General features: G+C 71.9%; 21 protein-coding genes and 1 pseudogene. 10 read left to right on the top strand and 12 right to left on the bottom strand.

Annotation, left to right across the window (positions count from 1 at the left end; all coding sequences use genetic code 11):
- The first annotated feature begins 51 nt into the window (after positions 1–51).
- Positions 52–2,340 (top strand): glycosyl hydrolase family 18 protein, encoded by a 2,289-nt coding sequence (locus RLT59_RS05645; protein ID WP_311302359.1) that lies wholly within the window; start codon positions 52–54, stop codon positions 2,338–2,340.
- 113 nt (positions 2,341–2,453) lie between these two features.
- Here the strand turns inward: RLT59_RS05645 and RLT59_RS05640 are convergent, their stop codons facing one another.
- On the bottom strand, positions 2,454–2,753 hold the full coding sequence (locus RLT59_RS05640; RefSeq protein ID WP_311302358.1) for a hypothetical protein: 300 nt from the start codon (positions 2,751–2,753) through the stop codon (positions 2,454–2,456).
- A gap of 44 nt (positions 2,754–2,797) precedes the next feature.
- On the opposite strand from RLT59_RS05640, the gene RLT59_RS05635 reads away from it, so the two are divergent.
- Complete coding sequence (locus RLT59_RS05635; protein ID WP_311302357.1) at positions 2,798–4,006, top strand: cupin domain-containing protein; 1,209 nt, start codon at positions 2,798–2,800, stop codon at positions 4,004–4,006.
- 18 nt (positions 4,007–4,024) lie between these two features.
- On the top strand, positions 4,025–4,939 hold the full coding sequence (locus tag RLT59_RS05630) for a ferredoxin family protein (RefSeq protein WP_311302356.1): 915 nt from the start codon (positions 4,025–4,027) through the stop codon (positions 4,937–4,939).
- Between the two features lie 91 nt (positions 4,940–5,030).
- Here RLT59_RS05630 and aceB read toward each other — a convergent pair whose 3' ends face one another.
- Positions 5,031–6,650, bottom strand: coding sequence for a malate synthase A (gene aceB / locus RLT59_RS05625; RefSeq protein ID WP_311302355.1), 1,620 nt, complete (start codon positions 6,648–6,650; stop codon positions 5,031–5,033).
- 234 nt (positions 6,651–6,884) lie between these two features.
- The gene (locus RLT59_RS05620) at positions 6,885–7,508 is read right to left on the bottom strand and encodes a nucleotidyltransferase family protein (RefSeq protein WP_311302354.1); all 624 of its coding nucleotides are present in this window, start codon (positions 7,506–7,508) and stop codon (positions 6,885–6,887) included.
- Positions 7,509–7,726: 218 nt separating this feature from the next.
- Here RLT59_RS05620 and RLT59_RS05615 point away from each other — a divergent pair, with 218 nt between their 5' ends.
- Positions 7,727–8,029 carry a DUF5955 family protein gene (locus tag RLT59_RS05615; RefSeq protein WP_199884385.1) on the top strand — a complete coding sequence of 101 codons (303 nt, stop codon included), beginning with the start codon at positions 7,727–7,729 and terminating at the stop codon, positions 8,027–8,029.
- An 88-nt stretch (positions 8,030–8,117) separates the two neighbouring features.
- On the opposite strand, the gene RLT59_RS05610 is transcribed toward RLT59_RS05615, so the two are convergent.
- Together RLT59_RS05610 and RLT59_RS05605 are read right to left on the bottom strand one after the other, a co-directional pair.
- Positions 8,118–8,750, bottom strand: a complete 633-nt coding sequence (locus RLT59_RS05610) for a response regulator (RefSeq protein WP_311302353.1) — start codon at positions 8,748–8,750, stop codon at positions 8,118–8,120.
- Positions 8,747–10,004: pseudogene (locus RLT59_RS05605) on the bottom strand (sensor histidine kinase). The gene RLT59_RS05610 and the pseudogene RLT59_RS05605 overlap by 4 nt, the downstream one beginning before the upstream one ends.
- 110 nt (positions 10,005–10,114) lie before the next feature.
- Between RLT59_RS05605 and RLT59_RS05600 the strand changes: the two are divergent.
- Together RLT59_RS05600 and RLT59_RS05595 are read left to right on the top strand one after the other, a co-directional pair.
- On the top strand, positions 10,115–11,197 hold the full coding sequence (locus RLT59_RS05600; protein WP_311302352.1) for an ABC transporter permease: 1,083 nt from the start codon (positions 10,115–10,117) through the stop codon (positions 11,195–11,197).
- The gene (locus RLT59_RS05595) at positions 11,194–11,874 is read left to right on the top strand and encodes an ABC transporter ATP-binding protein (RefSeq protein ID WP_311302351.1); all 681 of its coding nucleotides are present in this window, start codon (positions 11,194–11,196) and stop codon (positions 11,872–11,874) included. The genes RLT59_RS05600 and RLT59_RS05595 overlap by 4 nt, the downstream gene beginning before the upstream one ends.
- Positions 11,875–11,947: 73 nt before the next feature.
- On the opposite strand, the gene RLT59_RS05590 is transcribed toward RLT59_RS05595, so the two are convergent.
- On the bottom strand, positions 11,948–12,751 hold the full coding sequence (locus tag RLT59_RS05590; protein WP_311302350.1) for an IclR family transcriptional regulator: 804 nt from the start codon (positions 12,749–12,751) through the stop codon (positions 11,948–11,950).
- A 326-nt stretch (positions 12,752–13,077) separates the two neighbouring features.
- Between RLT59_RS05590 and allB the strand changes: the two genes are divergently transcribed.
- Both allB and RLT59_RS05580 read left to right on the top strand, forming a co-directional pair.
- On the top strand, positions 13,078–14,421 hold the full coding sequence (allB, locus tag RLT59_RS05585) for an allantoinase AllB (protein WP_311302349.1): 1,344 nt from the start codon (positions 13,078–13,080) through the stop codon (positions 14,419–14,421).
- Positions 14,422–14,600: 179 nt separating this feature from the next.
- Complete coding sequence (locus tag RLT59_RS05580) at positions 14,601–14,930, top strand: putative quinol monooxygenase (RefSeq protein ID WP_311302348.1); 330 nt, start codon at positions 14,601–14,603, stop codon at positions 14,928–14,930.
- A 34-nt stretch (positions 14,931–14,964) separates the two neighbouring features.
- Here RLT59_RS05580 and RLT59_RS05575 read toward each other — a convergent pair whose 3' ends face one another.
- Genes RLT59_RS05575 through RLT59_RS05565 form a run of 3 tightly spaced genes read right to left on the bottom strand, consistent with a single transcriptional unit; the run spans position 14,965 to position 16,919 of the window.
- Positions 14,965–15,795: an aldo/keto reductase gene (locus tag RLT59_RS05575; protein WP_311302347.1), complete on the bottom strand. Its 831-nt coding sequence runs from the start codon at positions 15,793–15,795 to the stop codon at positions 14,965–14,967.
- Positions 15,796–15,850: 55 nt separating this feature from the next.
- Entirely contained in the window at positions 15,851–16,147 is a 297-nt protein-coding gene (locus RLT59_RS05570; RefSeq protein ID WP_311302346.1) for a hypothetical protein, read from the bottom strand.
- Between the two features lie 13 nt (positions 16,148–16,160).
- Complete coding sequence (locus RLT59_RS05565; protein WP_311302345.1) at positions 16,161–16,919, bottom strand: SDR family NAD(P)-dependent oxidoreductase; 759 nt, start codon at positions 16,917–16,919, stop codon at positions 16,161–16,163.
- A 207-nt stretch (positions 16,920–17,126) separates the two neighbouring features.
- Here RLT59_RS05565 and RLT59_RS05560 point away from each other — a divergent pair, with 207 nt between their 5' ends.
- Complete coding sequence (locus RLT59_RS05560) at positions 17,127–17,750, top strand: dihydrofolate reductase family protein (protein WP_311302344.1); 624 nt, start codon at positions 17,127–17,129, stop codon at positions 17,748–17,750.
- Here RLT59_RS05560 and RLT59_RS39305 read toward each other — a convergent pair.
- Positions 17,699–18,391, bottom strand: coding sequence for a maleylpyruvate isomerase N-terminal domain-containing protein (locus RLT59_RS39305; RefSeq protein ID WP_399124862.1), 693 nt, complete (start codon positions 18,389–18,391; stop codon positions 17,699–17,701). The two genes, RLT59_RS05560 and RLT59_RS39305, sit on opposite strands and share 52 nt — an antisense overlap.
- Positions 18,392–18,578: 187 nt before the next feature.
- A complete protein-coding gene (locus tag RLT59_RS05550) occupies positions 18,579–19,223 on the bottom strand; it encodes a TetR/AcrR family transcriptional regulator (RefSeq protein ID WP_311302342.1) in 645 nt (214 codons plus the stop codon).
- 152 nt (positions 19,224–19,375) lie between these two features.
- On the opposite strand from RLT59_RS05550, the gene RLT59_RS05545 reads away from it, so the two are divergent.
- On the top strand, positions 19,376–20,299 hold the full coding sequence (locus tag RLT59_RS05545; protein WP_311307621.1) for a DMT family transporter: 924 nt from the start codon (positions 19,376–19,378) through the stop codon (positions 20,297–20,299).
- On the opposite strand, the gene RLT59_RS05540 is transcribed toward RLT59_RS05545, so the two are convergent.
- The gene (locus RLT59_RS05540; RefSeq protein ID WP_311302341.1) at positions 20,289–20,492 is read right to left on the bottom strand and encodes a hypothetical protein; all 204 of its coding nucleotides are present in this window, start codon (positions 20,490–20,492) and stop codon (positions 20,289–20,291) included. The genes RLT59_RS05545 and RLT59_RS05540 overlap by 11 nt on opposite strands.
- Positions 20,493–20,550: the final 58 nt, after the last annotated feature.

Genomic DNA, 20,550 nt, shown 5'->3' with positions numbered 1-20,550 from the left:
CCAGCTCCCCCCTCAGGACCTCCTCACGGGTCCCTGCCACAAGGGAGAACCATGTTCGAGCACATGTCTCTCAGACGGAGAACGGTGACCGCACCGGTCGCCGCACTCGCCCTCCTACTCGCCCTGCTGTCCCTCCAGGCCACGCCCGCCCACGCGGCGGGCAAGCTCACGGCCACGTTCACCTCGGCCGACAACGGCCCCTGGTGGAAGGGGACGTACATCCTGCACAACGACACCGACACCGCCGTCACCGGCTGGAGCCTCGAATTCGACCTGCCGTCCGGGGTCGCGATCGACACCTCCTACAACGGCACCGTCACCACCCAGGGCAGCCACATCACCGCGGTCAACGCCCACTACAACGGCACGGTCGCCGCACACAGCACCACCGAGCCGTACAGCTTCTGGTTCGTCGCCACCGGACCGATCACCGCGCCCACCGGCTGCCGGATCAACGGCGACAAGTGCGACGGCTCCCCGGACGCCCCGCCGGGCGCGCCCGGCGGGCTGAAGCAGACCGATGTCACCGCCCGCACCGCGTCGCTGTCCTGGACGGCCGCCACCGCCGGGGACTTCCCCGTGGCCTCGTACGACATCCTGGCGGGCGGCAAGGTGGTGGGGTCCGCCACGGCCGCGACCTCCGCCACGGTCACCGGCCTGACTCCCGCCACCGCTTACGCCTTCACCGTCCGGGCCAAGGACACCCGGGGCAACACCTCCGCCGAGAGCGCCCCGCTGACCGTCACCACCGTCGATCCTGCCACCGACACCTCTCCGCCGACGGCCCCCGGCGCGCTGCACGCCACCGCCACCGACTCCTCGTCCGTCACGCTGGCCTGGACCGCCGCCACGGACAACCAGCGGGTCGCCGCGTACGACATCTACAAGGGCGGCGCCCCGGCCACCACGGTCTCCGGCGCCACGACCACCGCGACCATCGGCGGCCTGTCGCCCTCGACCTCGTACATCTTCACGGTCAAGGCCCGCGACCCCGCCGACAACGCCTCGGCGGCGAGCAACACGCTCACGGTCAAGACCGACGACATCGTCGGCGCCGGCAACTACGCGAAGGTCGGCTACTTCGTCCAGTGGGGCATCTACGGCCGCCAGTACTTCGTGAAGAACCTCCAGGACTCCGGGGCCGCCGACAAGCTCGACATCGTCAACTACGCCTTCGCCAACATCGACCCCAACAACCTCACCTGTCTGAACGGCGTCACCAAAGGCACCACCGCCGACCCCGAGGACCCCGAGCAGGGCACCGGCGCCGGTGACGCGGACGCCGACTACGCCCGCCCGTTCAGCGCCGCCCAGTCGGTCGACGGCGTCGCGGACGACGGCTGGGGCAAACTGCGCGGCAACTTCAACCAGTTGAAGAAGCTGAAGAAGCTCCACCCGGACCTGAAGATCGTGGTCTCCCTCGGCGGCTGGACGTACTCGAAGTACTTCTCCGACGTGGCGGCCGACGACGCGGCCCGCAAGAAGTTCGTCTCCTCCTGCATCGACATGTACATCAAGGGCAACCTGCCCGAGTACGGAGGCGCGGGCGGCGCCGGCACGGCGGCCGGCATCTTCGACGGCTTCGACATCGACTGGGAGTGGCCGGGCACCGGCACCGGGCACCCCGGCAACCACTACTCACCCGACGACAAGGACAACCTCACCCTGCTGCTCGCGGAGTTCCGCAGGCAGCTGGACGCGCTCGGCGGCGGCCACCGCCTGCTCACCGCCTTCACCCCCGCCGACCCGCAGAAGATCGACGAGGGCTGGGACCTGGGCAAGGTCTTCGACTCCCTTGACGTGGCCAACGTCCAGGGCTACGACTTCCACGGCTCGGGCAGCGACAACTCCTGGGAACCGGACCGCACCGGCCACCAGGCCAGCCTGTACAACGACGCCCAGGACCCGTACGACTTCCACTTCAGCGCGGACACCGCCATCAAGGCGTACACCGACGCGGGCGTCGAACCCCGCAAGCTGACCCTGGGCATCCCGTTCTACGGCCGGGGCTGGCAGAACGTCACGGATGGCGGCGCGGCGGGTGAATGGCAGCCAGCGGGCGGCGCCGCCCCCGGCCAGTTCGCCGAGGAGGCCGGCACCCGCGGCTACTCCAACCTCATCGGCGCCTACCCGACGATGACGGTCCATCACGACGAGCAGTCCGTCTCCACGTACGGCTACACCGGCAACCAGTGGTGGTCCTTCGACGACACCTGGTCCATCGGCAGGAAGACGGCCTACGTGAAGGACAAGGGCCTGCTGGGCGTCATGGTCTGGGAGATGTCGGGCGACACCCCGCAGGGCACCCTGCTGGGCGCCCTCGATTCCGGACTGAAGTAGCGGCCGGGAGGACGCGTACCGGCTCGTGGAGCCCCGCCGGGACTCCACGAGCCGGCCAGCACAGACCTGGGCATATGGCCCCAAATCGATACTTTCCACGCATAGCGGTACGCTTATCGCGGTGCCCATGAGCGGTCACCCTGCCCCAGCTCTATCGATGCGCGGGAGGAACCATGACCAACTCCGAGCAGGACCCGAACCAGCAAGAAGGCCCGGCGGACGGTGGCGCGGCGGGTACGCCGGGCGTTCATGACGGCGGTGCCGATGGCGGTGCCGACGGCGGTGCGGAGGGTCCGGCGGACGGTGGCGCGGCGGGTACGCCGGGCGTTCATGACGGCGGTGCCGATGGCGGCGCCGACGGCGGTGCGGAAGGTCCCGCGGACGGTGGGGCTGCCGGTACGCCCGGTGTCCACGACGGCGGTGCGGACGGCGGTGCGGACCGGTCCGGCGACGGTTCTTGAGCGCGTCCCGGACCGAGCTCCAGGACCCCGGTGCCGCAACGGTGGGCGCCGGGGTCCTGGAGACGCGTCTGACCCGACTGGGCCGGGAGGAGTTCGCCCGTGACGTCTGGGCGCGCACGGCGCTGCTCACCCGCGGCGCCGACGACTTCTCGGACCTGTTCTCCGCCGACGCCGTGGACGAACTCGTCTCGCGCCGCGGACTGCGCACCCCATTCCTCCGCGTCGCCAAGAACGGCGCCACGCTTCCCGCGTCCTCGTTCACCTCCTCCGCGGGCGTCGGCGCCACCATCGCCGACCAGCTCGACGACACCGCCCTGTGGCGCGAGTTCGCCGACGGCGCCACGCTCGTCCTGCAAGCCCTCCAGCGCACCTGGAGCCCGGTCGCGGACTTCAGTACCGGGCTGAGCGGGGAGCTGGGACATCCCGTACAGGCCAACGCCTACGTCACCCCACCCCAGAACCGGGGGTTCGACGCCCACTACGACGTCCACGACGTCTTCGTCCTCCAGATCGAGGGCAGCAAGCGCTGGATCGTCCACCGGCCCGTACACCCGGACCCGCTGCGTGACCAGCCCTGGACCGATCGCCGCTCCGCCGTAGCGGAGGCCGCCCAGGGCGAGCCCTGCATCGACACCGTGCTCGCGCCGGGCGACGTCCTCTACCTGCCCCGGGGCTGGCTGCACGCCGCCGAGGCGCAGGGTGAGGTCTCGATCCACCTGACGCTCGGGGTCCACAACCGGACCCGCTACGAGCTGGCGGAACAGCTCGCCCAGGCAGCCCTCGCGGCGCTGCGCGACGACCCGGGCATGCGAGGTTCCCTGCCTCTGGGCGTGGACGGGCCGGGCGGCGAGATGGACCTGGTGCGCGAACGGCTCGTCGCGGCGGTCACGGAGTCCGACGCCGCTCCGCTGTTCCACCACGCCCGGCGGGCGCAGGGGCGGCCGGCACCGCTGGGGCCACTGGCCCAGCTCGCGGCCGTCGACGGACTCGGCCCCCGGACCCCCGTCCGGCTCCGGGAGGCACTGGAAGCCCGGCTGGAGGGCGGGCGGCTGGCCACCCGCGTGGGCCGGCTCGACGTACCGGAGAAGGATCTGCCGTCGCTGACCCGCCTGCTCGACGGCCAGGTCCGCACGGCCGGGGACCTCGGCGTCGAGCTCGCCGGGAGACTGCTGCGCGCGGGCGTGCTCGTGCCCGCCGGACCGTGACACCGCCGCGGTGACCCAGTGAGGGAGACGGAGCGCTTCTTCTGCGCCGACGCCGCCCGCGGCCGGGGCGACTCCATGATCGGCACGGCCCCGTACGGCCTCGTCTGGGTCCTCATCGAGTACCGGGGCGGTTGGCCGGTCAACGGCTTCGACGGCCTCGATCTGCCGCCCGCCGTCAAAGCGCTCCTGTTCGCCTCCGCCCAGGCGGTGCGGGCGCGCGTCCTGCTGATCAGGCGCCGTGGCCGCCGCAGGCACGAAGGCCCGAAGTGCTGGGCGGTGCTGCGCCACGAGTTCTCCGGCGCCCATCGCCAGCAATGGGGCACCTGGAGCCGGGGCGAGGACCTGGCGGAGGTCGCCAGAGCGCTCAGTACCCCGGGAGAGCTCGGCGCTCCGGGAGAAACCGGCCTCCCTCCCGTCGTGCTCGTCTGCACCCACGGTCAGCACGACACCTGCTGCGCGGTGCGCGGACGGCCCGTGGGGCGCGCCCTGGACGAGCGCTGGCCCGGCCTGGTGTGGGAGTGCACGCATGTCGGTGGTGACCGGTTCGCCGCCAATATCGTCGTCGCACCCGACGGTGTCTACTACGGGGGTCTGGACGCCGGGTCAGCCGTCGAAGTGGTCGGCGAACACCTGGCCGGACGGATCCACGCGGAACATCTGCGCGGATACACGGATCTCCGTCCACCCCAGCAGGCGGCTGTGGCAGCCCTGCTCGGACGCTACGGCCCGGCCGGCCGGCACGACTACACGGTCACCGGGACCTCCCGCGTCGGTGCCCACTGGCTGATCCGGATCATCGGTCACCGGCCCCGCCCGACGGCCTACGACGTCGAGGTACGGGCCCACCGCGCCCCACCGCACCAGCTGACCTGCCACGGCCCGGCGATGAGCTCCGCAACCGTCCACGAGGCCACGTCGATCCGTATCGTCTGAACCCGTCGTCTCCTCGGGGTCCGGCGGCACGGGAGACGGCTCCGCCCCCGGCGCCGTGCGGTACCGGGGGCGGAGGCGTGCTCGGCAGGCGTCAGCGCAGCTGTTCGTACGCGGGCAGTGTCAGGAAGTCCGCGTAGTCCTGGTCCAGGGAGACCTGGAGGAGGAGGTCGTGGGCCTGCTGCCACTTGCCGGCGGCGAAGGCCTCGTCGCCGGTCTCGGCGCGGATCGCGGCCAGTTCCTCGGCCGCGACCTTGCGGGCGAGGTCCGCCGTGGCGTGTTCGCCGTTCTCGAAGACCACGTCCGCGTTGATCCACTGCCAGATCTGTGAGCGGGAGATCTCGGCGGTGGCCGCGTCCTCCATCAGGTTGAAGATGGCGACCGCGCCCATGCCGCGCAGCCAGGCCTCGATGTAGCGGATGCCGACCGCGACGGCGTTGCGCAGACCGTCGTAGGTGGGCTTGGCGTGCAGGGTGTCGATGGCGATCAGATCGCCGGCGGCCACCGAGACGTCCTCGCGCAGGCGCTCCTTCTGGTTCGGCTTCTCGCCGAGGACCGCGTCGAAGGAGGCCATCGCGATCGGGACCAGGTCGGGGTGGGCGACCCAGGAGCCGTCGAAGCCGTCGCCGGCCTCGCGGTCCTTGTCGGCCTTGACCTTCTCGAAGGCGACCTTGTTGACCTCGGCGTCGCGGCGGGACGGGATGAAGGCCGCCATGCCGCCGATCGCGTGGGCGCCGCGCTTGTGGCAGGTGCGGACGAGGAGTTCGGTGTACGCCCGCATGAACGGGGCGGTCATCGTCACCGCGTTGCGGTCCGGCAGGACGAACTTGGCGCCGCCGTCACGGAAGTTCTTGACGATGGAGAAGAGGTAGTCCCAGCGGCCCGCGTTCAGCCCGGAGGCGTGGTCGCGGAGCTCGTAGAGGATCTCCTCCATCTCGTACGCGGCCGTGATCGTCTCGATCAGGACCGTGGCGCGGACCGTGCCCTGCGGGATGCCCACGTAGTCCTGGGCGAAGACGAAGATGTCGTTCCAGAGGCGGGCCTCCAGGTGCGACTCCGTCTTCGGCAGGTAGAAGTACGGGCCCTTGCCGAGGTCGATGAGGCGCTGGGCGTTGTGGAAGAAGTAGAGGCCGAAGTCGACCAGCGCGCCGGGCACCGGGGCGCCGTCGAGCAGGAGGTGGCGTTCGTCCAGGTGCCAGCCGCGCGGGCGGGTGACGACGGTCGCGAGCTCGTCGGCGGGCTTCAGGGCGTAGGACTTGCCGGACTTCGGGTCGGTGAAGTCGATGGCGCGGTTGTAGGCGTCGATCAGGTTGAGCTGGCCGAGGACGACGTTCTCCCACGTGGGGGCGGACGCGTCCTCGAAGTCGGCGAGCCAGACCTTGGCGCCCGAGTTCAGGGCGTTGATGGTCATCTTGCGGTCGGTGGGACCGGTGATCTCCACCCGGCGGTCGTTCAGGGCCGCGGGGGCCGGGGCGACCTTCCAGGAGTCGTCCGCACGGATCGCCGCGGTCTCCGGCAGGAAGTCCAGCGTGGAGGTGCGGGCGATCTCGGCGCGGCGCTCGCCGCGGCGGGCGAGGAGCTCGTCACGGCGCGGGGTGAACCGGCGGTGCAGCTCGGCCACGAACGCGAGAGCCGCGGGGGTGAGGACCTCGTCCTGCCGGGGCAGGGGCTCGGCATCGACGATGGCCAGCGAGGACGGCGCTGGTGCGGACATGAGCTGTCACTCCTTCAGCGGGCGGTGCGGACGGCGTCTCACGGCCGCCGGGTCGCCTGAGATGGCACGGCGTGCCATGGCTCCGGGATACGGTCGTGGCCGCCGTCTGGGGTGCAGAGGGCTTCTGACCAGTGGATAGTAGTTTCCTCATGGTGGAAGTTCAATGGTTTGTTGATGTCGAGATTCTCCGGGTCGACAGAAGTGGGCTCTCGCTGGCGCAGCGTGCCAGTGCGTTCACTCAAGGTGGGACAGGTCCTCCGCCGTGTCGATGTCGTACGCCTGAGCCACATCGGAACACTCGACGAGCGTGATCGCATCGCGGTGCTCCCGCAGATAGGCGCGCGCACCCTGATCGCCCACCGCCCCCACCGAGATGTCTGCCCACAGATCGGCCCCGAACATCACCGGATGGCCGCGTTCCCCCGCGTACGAGGCCGCTGCCAGGCTCGTACGGGAGCGGTACGCCGACCGCACCCGCGCCACCGCCCCGGCGCCGATGCCGGGCTGGTCGACCAGCAGGACGACGACCGCGTCCGCGTCCGTCCCGGTGAGGGCGGCGAGCCCCGCCCGCAGGGAGGAGCCCATGCCCTCGGTCCACTGCGGGTTGACGGTCACCGCGCAGCCGGACAGCTCCGCCCTGGCCCGCACCTCGTCGGCCGCCGCACCGAGCACCACATGGACCGGGCCGCAGCCGCCGTCCCGCAGGGTGCGTACCGCGTGGTCGACGAGGAGGCCGCCACGGTGTTCCAGCAGCGCCTTGGGGCGGCCGCCCAGCCGGCGGCCGCCGCCCGCGGCGAGGAGTAGTCCGGCGACGGCCGGGTTGACGGAGGGGGAAGAATGGAGCGGATTGCTTGTCATGCGGCCTGGATACCTCACAAGCCGGGCTCCTGCACGGATGGACCGTTTCTGCAACCGGCTGTGATCGCGCGGGACACACCGAGTTGCGTCCGTGGAGTGGCGCACGGCACCTTTCATGGCGTTAACTTGCCCGCATCTCCGGACACTTGACCACGGTCCGGGACTCGGTCGAAACACCGGCACAAGGATGTGCGAGGGGGAGTGCTTTGTTGAAAAGCGTGGGGCAGGCGCGGGTGACCAGCAGCAACGAGGACCCGAGGGTGACGGAGCTGCGTACGGCCGTCTCCCGGCTCCGGCGCGAGCTGGCCGGACATCCCGCGGAGTTCCCGGACCGCGCGATCGCCGAGGACGAGCTGGCGGCGCTGGACGCGATGGCGGTCAGCGGCGCGCCCGAGATTCCCCGACTCCGCCGCTCGCTGCTGCTGATCGCGGGGGCGATCGGCTCGGTCAGCGCGCTGGCGTCGGCGCTCAGGGACGTACGGGTCGCCGTGGACCTCTTCGGGGAGCCGCCGCGCCGCTGAACCCGCGCCGCCGCAGCGGAGCCGCCGCGCCTGCGGAACCCGAGCCGCCGCGCTTCCCCGATGTCCGGGGGAGGGCGGCGGCTCCGGTTCAGCGGCGGATGAGCCTGCGGGCCGTCGCCGCCGCGACCGCCGCCGTGCGTGAGTCGACGCCCAGCTTGGCGTAGATGTGCACCAGATGGGACTTCACCGTCGCCTGGCTCAGGAACAGCTGCTTGCTGATCCGCAGGTTCGACAGCCCCTCGCCGACCAGTTGCAGGACCTCCAGCTCGCGCTTGGTGAGGGCCTCCGAGGGGGTCCGCATCCGGTCCATCAGCCGGTGCGCGACGGCCGGGGCGAGCGCGGACCGGCCGGCCGCGGCCGTACGGACCGCGGCGGCCAGCTCCTCCGGCGGGGCGTCCTTCAGCAGATAGCCGGCGGCCCCCGCCTCGACCGCCGCCAGGATGTCGGCGTCCGTGTCGTAGGTGGTCAGGATCAGCACCCGGGGCGCGTCCGGCACCGAGGTGATCGCCGCGGTCGCCTCCGAGCCGTGCAGACCGGCGCCGAACTGGAGGTCCATCAGGACGACGTCGAACTCGCCGGTCGCGGCCAGGGCGACGGCCTGCTCCGCGGTGGCCGCCTCCGCCGCGACGTGGAAGTCCGGCTCGGTGTCCAGTACGGCCCGCAGCCCCGCCCGGACCACCGGGTGGTCATCGGCGAGCAGCAGCCTGATCGGCGTGGTCATGCGGAGTCCTGTCCGTTCGTGCCGGCGCGCAGCGGCGAAATCGTGCCGGCGGAGAGCGGCGCGTTCGTACCGGCGGGGAGCGGCAGGGTGAGGGCGACGGCGGTGCCCTGGCCGGGCGCGGACTCGACGCTCAGTGTGCCGCCCAGCGAACGGGCCCGCGACCGCATGGCGGGCAGCCCGAAGCCACCGGTCCCCGTGCCGCTGCCGCCGGCCGGGACAGCGTCCGGCGAGAAGCCGTGACCGTCGTCGACCACGTCCAGCGACACCGAGGTGTCCATGAAGCTCAGCGTGATCTCGGCCCGCCGCGCCCCGACGTGCCGCACGGTGTTGGCCAGCGCCGACTGCGCGGTACGCAACAGCGCCACCTCGTACGGGGTCGGCAGCTCCACCGGGGTGCCGCTGACGGCGAACTGGACGGTGAGAGCGGCGTCCGTGCCGCGCTCCGAGAGTCGTTCCAGGGCGGCCGCGAGGGAGCCGTTCTCCAGGTCGGGCGGGGTCAGGGCGCGGACCGAAGCGGCGGGCCTCCGCGAGGTTGTCCTGGGCGGCCTCGCGGGCCTGGCGGACATGGGGGGTGGCGGGCGCGTCCGGTTCCAGGGTGCGTTCGGCCGCGCGCAGGAGCAGCTGAATGCTGGAGAGGCCCTGCGCGAGGGTGTCGTGGATCTCCCGCGCCAGGCGTTCGCGTTCCGCGAGGGTGCCCGCGGTGCGTTCGGCCGCCGCCAGCTCCGCCCGGGTCGAGACGAGCTCCTCGATGAGTTCGCGGCGCCGCTCGCTCTCCCGGAACAGCGCGTCGTACCCGAGCACCGTCGCGACGGCCACCGCGGCGCCGAGCACCGGGCCGATGAAGGTGCCGGGCGTGACCTCCTGCCCGTGCACCAGGAAGCTGGTGATGGCGGCGGCCGCGGTCACCGCCACGGCGGGCAGCCCCCAGCGCATCGGCAGCAGGTGCAACTGGAGGAAGTAGAGCGGGAACGCCACCCACAGCCCGTCCGGCGACAGCGCCAGCAGCACCAGCCAGAGCGCCCCCAGCACGGCGAGCCAGCACGCCCCGGCCAGGGTCCCCGGCTGCACGACGGGGGCCAGCGCACCCGCCGCGTACACCGAGGCCAGCACGCAGGACACCACGACGACCGCGGCGGCGTGCGGGTCCCCGGCGCTCACGGCCTTGACCGCCGCCAGCGCCAGACGTCCCAGCAGCAGCGCGTGCAGACACAGCCGCAGCGCGGCGGCCACCGGCGGATGAACACGTGATTCCATGATTCGTCCAGCGTAGGCGGGCGGTGCCCAGGGCCGGTCAATCGAAAGGTTGATGTCGGGCCCAGCCCGCGGGCGATGTTTCCCGGGCCGCCCGGACCGACGCTGGAGTCATGTTCGTCGCATGGAGAGATCTTCGGTTCGCCAGGGGCCGGTTCGCGCTCACGGGCACGGTCGTGGTGCTGATCACGCTGCTCGTGGGCCTGCTGTCCGGCCACACGGCAGGACTGGCCCGGGAGAACACCTCGGCCGTCACGGGGCTGAGCGCCGACCACCTGGCGTTCGCCGCCCCGCCCGACGGCCAGTCGGTGTCCTTCACCAATTCCACCGTCAAGGAGAGCGCCTGGCGGAGCTGGGCCGGACAGCCCGGCGTCGAGAAGGCCCGGCCCCTCGGCATCCGCACGATCGACGCCGCCGCGGTGGCGGGGGAGCGGACGGCGGCCGTCTCGGCGTTCGGCGTCGAACCGGGCAGCGGACTGGCGCCCTCCGGCACCCCGGTGGGACCCGGAAAGGCAGTGCTCTCCGAGCAGGCGGCGGAGGACCTCTCCGCCCGGACGGGTGACCGGATTCGGCTCGGCGGCACCGAAGTCACCGTCGCGGCGGTCGCGGGCGACGCCTCGTACAGCCACACCCCGGTCGTATGGACCGCGCTGGCCGACTGGCAGCGGCTCGGGGCCGACGGCGCGGCCCGCGCCACCGTGATCGCCCTGACCACCACCGACGGCGCGGACCTGGCGGCGGGCGACCGCGCGGCCGGCACCGGCACGCTCACCCTGGACGGCTCCCTCACCGCCATCGGCTCCTACCAGGCCGAGAACGGCTCGCTCCAGCTGATGCGCGGATTCCTCTTCGCCATCTCCGCCCTGGTCATAGGCGCCTTCTTCACCGTCTGGACGATCCAGCGCAGCGGCGACGTCGCCGTCCTCAAGGCACTCGGTGCCTCCACGCCCTATCTGCTCCGGGACGCGCTCGGGCAGGCCGTGGTGATGCTCGCCATCGGCACCGGGATCGGCACCGCCCTCGCCTCCGGCATCGGCGCCCTGGTCAGCGGCGGCGCCGTGCCCTTCGTCCTGGAGGCGTCGACCGTCCTTGTCCCGGCAGCCGTCATGATCGCCCTCGGCGCCGTCGGGGCGGCCCTGTCCATCCGGCGGATCACCGCCGTCGACCCGCTCACCGCACTCGGGAGTGCCCGATGACCCTCATGCTCACCGATGTCACGCTCACCTACCCCGACGGCGACGGGCGGCTCACCGCCCTGGACCGGGTGGCACTCGATGTGCCCGCCGGCACCCTCACCGCGGTCGTCGGCCCCTCCGGCTCCGGCAAGTCGAGCCTGCTGGCCCTGGCCGCCACCCTGGTCACCCCGGACGAGGGCGCCGTCGTCGTCGCGGGGACCGACACGGTGGGGCTCAGCCGCGCGGACAAGGCGGCGCTGCGCCGCGAGCGGATCGGCATCGTCTTCCAGCAGCCCAATCTGCTGCCGTCGCTGACCGCCGCGGAGCAGCTCCAGGTGATGGCCCATCTGTCGGGCGGTGCGCCCCGGACCGCCCGGACCCGGGCGCTGGAACTGCTCGACGCGGTCGGCCTGGCCGACAAGGCCGACCGCAGGCCGCACCAGCTCTCCGGCGGTCAGCGCCAGCGGATCAACGTCGCGCGGGCCCTGATGAACGACCCGGCGGTCCTGCTCGTCGACGAGCCGACCAGCGCGCTCGACCACGAACGGGGTGCGGCCGTGCTGGACCTGCTCGTCACGCTGACCCGCGAAGGGTCCACGGCGACCGTCATGGTCACCCACGACCGGACCCATCTGGACCGGATGGACGTGACGGTCACGATGCGGGACGGCCGGCTGACCGCCCCGGCACTGGCCTGAGCTTGCCTCGGTACTGGCCTGAGCCCACCCCGGCACTGGCCTGACGGCCGCCCCGCACTGGCCTGAGCCCCGCTCAGCCGCTGGACGTCCCGCTGCTGGCCAGCACCTCGGAGAGCTCCTTGGCGGCCTGCTGGAGGATCGGCACGATCCGCTCGGTGGCCGCCTCCGTCACCCGGCCCGCCGGACCCGAGATCGAGATCGCGGCGGAGGTAGGTGAGTTGGGTACCGAGACCGCGAGGCAGCGGACCCCTATCTCCTGCTCGTTGTCGTCCACCGCGTAGCCCGCCCGGCGGACCTGCTCCAGCGCGTCCAGGAAGCCCTCGGGGGTGGTGATCGTCTTCTCGGTGGCGGCCGGCATCCCGGTGCGCGCCAGCAGCGCCCGCACCTCGTCCGGCGAGGTGTGCGCGAGCAGCGCCTTGCCGACACCCGTGGAGTGCGGCAGCACCCGCCGGCCCACCTCGGTGAACATGCGCATCGAGTGCTTGGACGGCACCTGCGCCACGTACACGATCTCGTCGCCGTCGAGCAGCGCCATGTTCGCGGTCTCGCCGGTCTCCTCGACCAGCCGCGCGAGATACGGGCGGGCCCAGGTGCCGAGCAGCCGTGCGGCGGACTCGCCGAGCCGGATCAGGCGCGGGCCGAGCGCGTAACGCCGGTTGGGCTGCTGGCGGACGTATCCGCAGACCACGAGCGTGCGCATCAGCCGGTGAATGGTGGGCAGCGGCAGCCCGCTGCTCGCGGAGAGCTCACTCAGACCGACCTCGCCCCCCGCGTCGGCCATCCGCTCCAGCAGATCGAAGGCGCGTTCAAGGGACTGCACACCACCGCTGGGTCCGGCGGGCTTGGAGTCGGATGTGCTGGCGTGGGACGGCGGCACGTCAACGGTCCTTTCGAAGCGGAAGAGCAAGGCAGCAGCCTACCGGGCGCTTCCCGATCGGCCCACTGTTCCGGGTCGGCGTCCTGGCCGGTCAGGGCCCGTTTGTCCGGGTGTCCACCGGCGCCCGGACGGTTCCGGCGCACGGCCTCCGGCTTATTCTACGTTCCGCTCTCCGGAATTAGTCTTTTACTTTGTGGAAATCTCCAGTCGACATCCCGCGTGGTCGGCTGGGTGGCCGACGCGGAGAACGGGGGTCTTGACGGGCCGCTTTCGCGAGTGAAGACTCCTTCAACAGTTCGTTGAATTTCTGAAAGTGGGGAGCACGGGTGTCCGCTACGGACGTGAAGCTGGTATTGCGCTCGACGCGGGTCGTCACTCCCGAGGGGACGCGGGCCGCGACGGTCGCCGTCACCGACGGGAAGATCGACGCCGTCCTGGCGTACGACGCGGAGGTGCCCGAGGGCGCCCGGCTGGAGGACTTCGGTGACGACGTCCTGCTGCCCGGCCTGGTGGACACCCATGTCCATGTGAACGACCCCGGCCGCACCGAGTGGGAGGGTTTCAACACCGCCACCCGAGCCGCCGCGGCCGGCGGGATCACCACCCTGCTCGACATGCCGCTCAACTCCCTCCCGCCGACCACCACCGTCGAGCACCTGCGCGTCAAGCAGCGGGTGGCCGCCCCCAAGGCGCACATCGACACCGGCTTCTGGGGCGGTGCGATCCCGTCCAACGTGAAGGACCTAGGCCCGCTGTACGAGGCCGGGGTCTTCGGCTTCAAGTGCTTCCTGTCGCCCTCCGGCGTCGAGGAGTTCCCCGAGCTGGACCAGGAGCAGCTGGCCTGCTCGATGGCGGAGATCGCCGGGTTCGGCGGGCTCCTGATCGTGCACGCCGAGGACCCGCACCACCTGGCGGCCGCACCCCAGCGCGGCGGCCCCGCCTACGCGGACTTCCTGGCCTCCCGGCCGCGCGACGCCGAGAACACCGCGATCGAGGGGCTGATCGCCCACGCCAAGCGGCTGAACGCCCGTGTCCACGTACTGCATCTGTCCTCCAGCGACGCGCTGCCGCTGATCGCCGCGGCCAAGCGCGAGGGGGTACGCGTCACGGTCGAGTCCTGCCCGCACTTCCTCACCCTCACCGCGGAGGAAGTCCCGGACGGCGCCACCGAGTTCAAGTGCTGCCCGCCCATCCGTGAGGCGGCCAACCAGGACGCGCTGTGGGAGGGGCTCGCGGACGGCACCATCGACTGCATCGTCTCCGACCACTCGCCCTGCACCACGGACCTCAAGACGCCGGACTTCGCCTCCGCGTGGGGCGGGATCTCCTCCCTCCAGCTCGGTCTGCCCGCCATCTGGACCGAAGCCCGCAAGCGCGGCCACTCGCTCGACGACGTCGCCCGCTGGATGTCGGCCGCCCCCGCCGAACTGGCCGGGCTCCGCTCCAAGGGCGCGATCGAGGCCGGCCGGGACGCCGACTTCGCGGTCCTCGCCCCCGACGCCACCTTCACCGTCGACCCGGCCGGGCTCTTCCACCGCAACCAGGTCACCGCGTACGCCGGCCGGACCCTGCACGGCGTCGTCAGGTCCACCTGGCTGCGCGGCGTACGGATCGCGTCGGACGGCGTGCTGGAGGCCCCCACCGGCCGTCTCCTCGAAAGGGACCGCTGAACACGGCGGCGAACAAGGCGGCGAACACGGCAGCGAACGGGGCGCGCCCGGCCGGCGACGGGCGCGCGGTCCCGTCGGCCGGGTGACGGCCGGGGCCCGCGGGTGGCTGTCCGTATTCGGGGGATACGGTGGTGATGCGGGGACCTGGCCGGGTTGCCGCGCCCCGAGCAGGAGTCGTCATGATCTTCATCGCAGTCAGGTTCACCGTCCGCAGCGCCGAGCGCGACAACTGGCTTCCGGCCGTCGAGGACTTCACCACCGCCACCCGCCAGGAGCCGGGCAACGTGTTCTTCGACTGGTCGTCCAGCGTCGAGAACCCGGACCAGTTCGTACTGCTGGAGGCGTTCGCCTCCGCCGAGGCGGGTGCGGCCCATGTGCGGTCGGCGCATTTCGCGGCGGCGATGGACACGATGGCGGGCCTGGTGGCCGAGACGCCCGAGATCATCAACGTCGAGGTACCCGGCGAGGGCTGGTCCCGGATGGCGGAGATCCAGCCCCGGGAGAGCTGAACCGCGCCACTGCCGCGCCGCCTTCCGGCCCCGCTCAGAACTCCTCGTGCGTCTCGGGGTCCCCGCCGAACCGCTCCTGGCGCCCCGCCGAGATCCGGGCCAGCTCGTCCGCCGTCAGCTCGAAACCGAAGAGGTCCAGGTTCTCGCGCTGCCGTCCCGGATCAGAGCTCTTCGGGATCGGGACGGCCCCGAGCTGGGTGTGCCAGCGCAGCACCGCCTGTCCCGGCGTCACCTCGTGGGCCCGCGCGACGGCGACGAGACCGGGATCGGCCAGCAGATCGCGGCCCCGCCCCAGCGGGCTCCAGCTCTCCGTGACGATGCCCTTGGCAGCGTGCACGGCCCGCAGCTCCTCCTGCGGCAGCCGAGGATGCATCTCGATCTGGTTGACGGCGGGCAGCACCCCCGTCTCCCGCTCCAGCCGGTCCAGGTGGTCCGCGGTGAAGTTGGAGACCCCGATCGACCGTACGAGCCCCTCCTCGCGGAGCCGGATCATGGCCTTCCAGGTGTCCACGTACAGATCGACGCGGGGCAGCGGCCAGTGGATGAGATAGAGATCCACGTAGGAGAGGCCGAGGTTGCGCCGGGACTCCTCGAACGAGGCCAGCGTCTTCTCGTACCCCTGGTGGCGGCCCGGCACCTTGGTGGTGACGAAGACGTCCTCGCGGTCCACCCCGCTCCGGGCGATCCCGCGCCCGGTGCCGGTCTCGTTGCCGTAGTTCAGCGCGGTGTCGACGAGCCGGTAGCCGAGGCCCAGGGCCCCGGCGACGGCCTCCTCTGCCGCGTCGTCGTCCAGCGGCCAGGTGCCGAGCCCGACCGAGGGCACGGTTCGGCCGTCGTTCAGCTTGTGCGACGGGGTCTCGGGCATGGTCGGGTTCCTCTCGTCGGACGGCAGGCTGGTTGCCTGCCTGGCCAGCCTAGGGTCACTTCTCGCGGTCGGCCTCGCGGTGCAACCGCGCGATGACCTCGTCCACCCGGCTCCGCTCGTAGCCTCGGCGGACGAGCTCGAAGGCCGCGACTTCGGCCGGTGGGGTGCCGCCGCGGAGCCGGGTGATGTAGGCGTCGACCTGATCGCGGTCGTATCCGCGCCGGGCGATGGTGAAGCCGAACTCCTCGTGCAGCGGGTGTTCGTACTCCTCATGTGTCTCACGTGACGCGCGTGACCAGAACGTGGGCGCCTCCTCCAGCAGGGTGGGCGGACGGACCGAACGTCCGCCCACCCTGACACGGAACTCAGGCGGCGTGGCCACCGTCCACCACGACCTCGGTTCCGGTGATGTAGGCGGCCTCGTCACCGGCCAGATAGGCGATGAGCGAGGCCACTTCACCGGCCGTGCCGAACCGGTCCAGCGCGGTCGAGGCCCGCTGCCCGGCGGCGAACGGGCCGTCGGCCGGGTTGAGATCGGTGTCCACCGGTCCGGCCTGGACCAGGTTGACGGTGATCCCGCGCGGGCCGAGCTCGCGGGCGAGCGGCTTGGTGAGTCCGGACAGCGCCGACTTGCTCATCGCGTAGAGCGTGCCGCCCGGTCCGCCCGCGAACCGGCTCAGGGCCGTACCGAGGGTGATGATGCGGCCGCCGCGCTCCATCACGCCGGCCGCCTCCCGGCAGGCCAGGAACACGGCCCGCACGTTGACCGCGAGCACCTGGTCCACATCGGCGGTGCTGAGGGTGCCGATGGGGCCGAGGACGCCGATGCCCGCGTTGTTCACCAGGACGTCGAGCCGGCCGAACGTCTCCACCGTCCGGTGCACCGCCGCGGGGACGGCCTCCGGATCGGCCGCATCGGCGCGCAGGGCGACCGCGCGGCGGCCGCACGCCTCGATCTTCCGCACGGTCTCCTGGGCGGCGGCCTCGTCCCTGGCGTAGGTCAGTGCCACATCGGCGCCGTCCTGGGCGAGCCGCAGGGCGGTCGCGGCGCCGATGCCGCGGCTGCCGCCGGTGACGAGTGCGACGCGGTCGGAGCCGGTGCTGATGGTGCTCGTGCTGTTCATCGGGGGTCCTGTCCGGTTGCCGGTGGTGGTGTCGCCGGTTGGCTGACAAGGACAAGGAAAGTTCCTCCGCGGACCGGAGACCGGCGGTAAACGGACGCCCACTCCGCTACGCCGCCCTGACCGGCCGATGAGTTGCGGCCCGCGCGGGGGTCAGAACAGATGGAAGCGGAATCCGCGGCCATTTCCGAGCCCCGAAGGAGCAGGACCATGGCGAAGCTGACCCTCATCACCTTTCTGACCCTCGACGGCGTCATGCAGGGCCCCGGCGCCCCGGAGGAGGACCCGAGTGGAGGATTCGAGTACGGCGGCTGGCAGGCCCCGGTCATCGACGAGGACAGCGGACGGTTCGTCGCGGAGCTGTTCGACCGCTCGGCGGCCTTCCTGCTGGGCAGGCGTACCTACGACATCTTCGCGGGGTACTGGCCGGGCATCACCGACCCGGACAACCCGATCGCCGGCCGGCTCAACCGGTACCCCAAGTACGTCGTCTCGACCACGCTGGAGAAGGCCGACTGGGAGAACACCACCGTGATCTCCACCGATGTCCCCGCGGAGATCGCCCGGGTCAAGGAGCGCACGCGGGGAGGTGAGGTGCAGATCTACGGCAGTGGTGTGCTCGCCCGGTCCCTGATGGAGCACGGCCTGATCGACGAGTACAACCTGCTGGTCCACCCGGTCGTACTCGGGGCCGGCAAGCGGCTGTTCACGGACGGTGGACCGCCGACCGCCTTCGAGCTGACCGGCGCCCGCACGACCCCCAACGGCATCGCGATCAACACCTACCGGCCCACCGGGCGGGCCGAGTTCGGCTCCATCCCCGACGGCACGTGAATGTCCAGCACGCGAATGTGCAGTACGTGAATGGCCTGTGCGGTCAGCCGCCGTGCGGCGGGCTCCAGTCCGGCGAACGGCCGAGCGCCGACAGCATGAGCCGGAAGGCGTCCGGGCTGCCGGAACCCGCCGGCAGGGCGGGCCGGAAGGCCGCACCCGGCCGCTCGCGCGCCTCGCCGCCGGGGACGCGCAGGGCGATGGGCAGCGCGGCCTCGACGACGGCCGGAGAGAAGGCGGTACGCAGCCTGAGGGAGGTCGTCGCGTCCCAGGAGTGCACGACGTAGTCGATGAAGTGGAACCCGATCGCGGTGGACGCGGCGAACGTCGCGGCGGCATCGATCTCCGGAAGCGCGAACCGCCGCTCCAGCACGCCCGGTTCGGCGAACGCGTCCAGCACCGCGTCGGCCGCCTCGGCGTACCGGGCGGCCGGATCGTCCCCGTACGGGCGGGTCCGCCGGACCGGCCCCCTGACCCCGCGCGGCGGCGGCGAACCCGTGGTGCTGGGCGCCCATGTGCTCGACGAGGCGGCGCAGCGTCCAGTCGGAGCAGGGGGAGGGGCGGTCCCAGTCGCCGGGGCCCGCGCTCCGCACGATGCGCGCGGATTCCAGCACAGCGGTCCGGTCGATCTGCACGATGTCCATGGTCGGGGGTTCCCTTCGTCGAACGGTACGAGCGGTACGGGCGGTACAAGCAGTACGGCGGCCGTGGCGGCGCGGCGTTCCGCGGCGGATGACTGCGACCATACATTTGAACGAACGATCGTGCTATTAGTTTCGGCCGAGTCCCAAGAGACAGGTCCGCAGGTCCTCAGGCCCGCGTCTGCCGGCGCTACGCGGTGCCGGGCAGCGAAGAGGCGTCCACCGCCACCGCCCGCAGCCGCTCCAGGATCGCGTGCGCCGCCCTCGTATAGCCCTCCGAGCTCCTCCGGAGTACCGAGTCGCCGTTGGCCAGCTCCAGGAACGCGATGATCTCGAAGGCGAGCTGGGCGGCATCGCAGTCCGCCCGGAGCTCGCCCAGCACCCGCGCCTCCTCGATGCGCCGCTCCACGAAGGCGACCCAGCCGGCCTGCGCGGCCACGAGCGCGTCGTGCACCGGGCCCTCCCGCGCGTCGAACTCCGCGATGGCCGCGTAGAAGAAGCACCCCCCGGGGAACACCCGCTGCTCCGAGTACGCGATCCAGCGCTCGTACAGCTCCCGGACGCGCCCCAGCCCGGCCGGAACGGCCCGTACCGGCCGCACGACATGCTCGTCGTACACCGCGGCGGCGGCCCGCACGGTGGCGAGCTGGAGCTCCTCCTTGGAGCCGAAGAGGGCGAACACGCCGCTCTTGCTCAGCCGGAGCTCGGTGGCGAGCCGGCCGAGCGAGAGGCCTTCGAGGCCCTCCACCGACGCGACCGCGGCAGCGTGCGCGAGCACCAGCTGCCGGGTGCGGTTGCCCCGTTCGACCCTTCCGTCCTGGCGTGCTCCCGCCATCTGGCGACTCCGTGCTCGGTGGGGTGCGGGGCGGCCGACGTCGGACCGGTCCCGGGGCTCGCCATTGTAGGAGGGCGACCGGTACGGTGATCGTTCCGCGTGCGAGCCAGTGAGGTCTCCGCATCCTGCCTGTGGAGAACCAGGAGTTCCGGGTGTCCTCGATCGCCGTTCCCGCCCTCGCACCGCCGCGCCGGGCGTGGCTCACCGATCTGCCCGTCCTGCTGGTCGCGGTCGTCTGGGGTTCCAGCTACCTGGCGGCCAAGGGCATCACCACGGCGCAGACCGTCATCGCGGTCATGGTGCTGAGGTTCGCCGTCGTGCTGCCCGTCCTGGTGATCGCCGGACGGCGCAGGCTGTCGGCGCTGACCGCGGCGCAGTGGCGGGGCGCGGGGCTGCTGGGCCTGGTGCTCAGCGGGATCTTCCTGGTGGAGACGTACGGCATCGTGCACACCTCGGCGACCAACGCCGGGCTCATCATCAGCCTCACCATGGTCTTCACCCCGCTCGCCGAGGCCGCGGTGACCCGCGTCCGGCCGGCCGGGAGCTTCCTCGCCGCGGCCGCGCTCTCCGTGGCCGGTGTGGTGCTGCTGACCCAGGGCAGCGGATTCACCAGCCCCTCCGCGGGCGATCTGCTGATGCTCGTCGCCGCCCTGGCCCGCACCCTCCACGTACTGCTCATGGCGCACATCAGGTCCGTCCGCTCCGCGGACTCGCTGTCGCTGACCACCGTCCAGCTCGGCAGTGCGGTCGCCGTCTTCGCAGCTCTGGCCGCCGTCCCCGGCACCGGCGACTCGCCGTGGTCGGTCGCCGCCGGATTCGGTGTCCGCGAATGGGGCGGGCTGCTCTTCCTGTCGGTCTTCTGCACGCTCTTCGCGTTCTTCGTGCAGATGTGGTCCGTACGCCGCACCTCGCCGTCCCGGGTCAGCCTGCTGCTCGGTACGGAACCGCTCTGGGCCGCCGCCGTCGGCATCGCGATCGGCGGCGAACGCCTCGGCGTACTCGGAGCGGCGGGCGCGGTCCTGGTGCTCGCGGGTACGGCCTGGGGGCGCCGCAGCGTGGCCCCGGCTACTCCTTGACCGAGTCCGACGCGATCATGACGGCGATCCCCGCCACCACCAGCACGATGCTGACGAACAACGAGTAGTCGCCGACGAACGGCAGCCGCTGCACCAGGTTGAAGAAGTGGAACCAGTCGAACCATTCGTGGAGCAGCCCCGCGGCCCCCTGGGCGAAGACCAGGAAGCCGACCGTCTCGCAGAGTCTCTTCATGGGAGTGAGCCTGGCGCGCCGGGCACCGCCGCCGCATCGGCCGGAGGTCCGGGCCGCT

This window comes from Streptomyces sp. ITFR-6 (assembly GCF_031844725.1).
In the GTDB taxonomy this organism is placed as follows: domain Bacteria; phylum Actinomycetota; class Actinomycetes; order Streptomycetales; family Streptomycetaceae; genus Streptomyces.
This window is presented reverse-complemented; position numbering and strand designations above follow the sequence as displayed.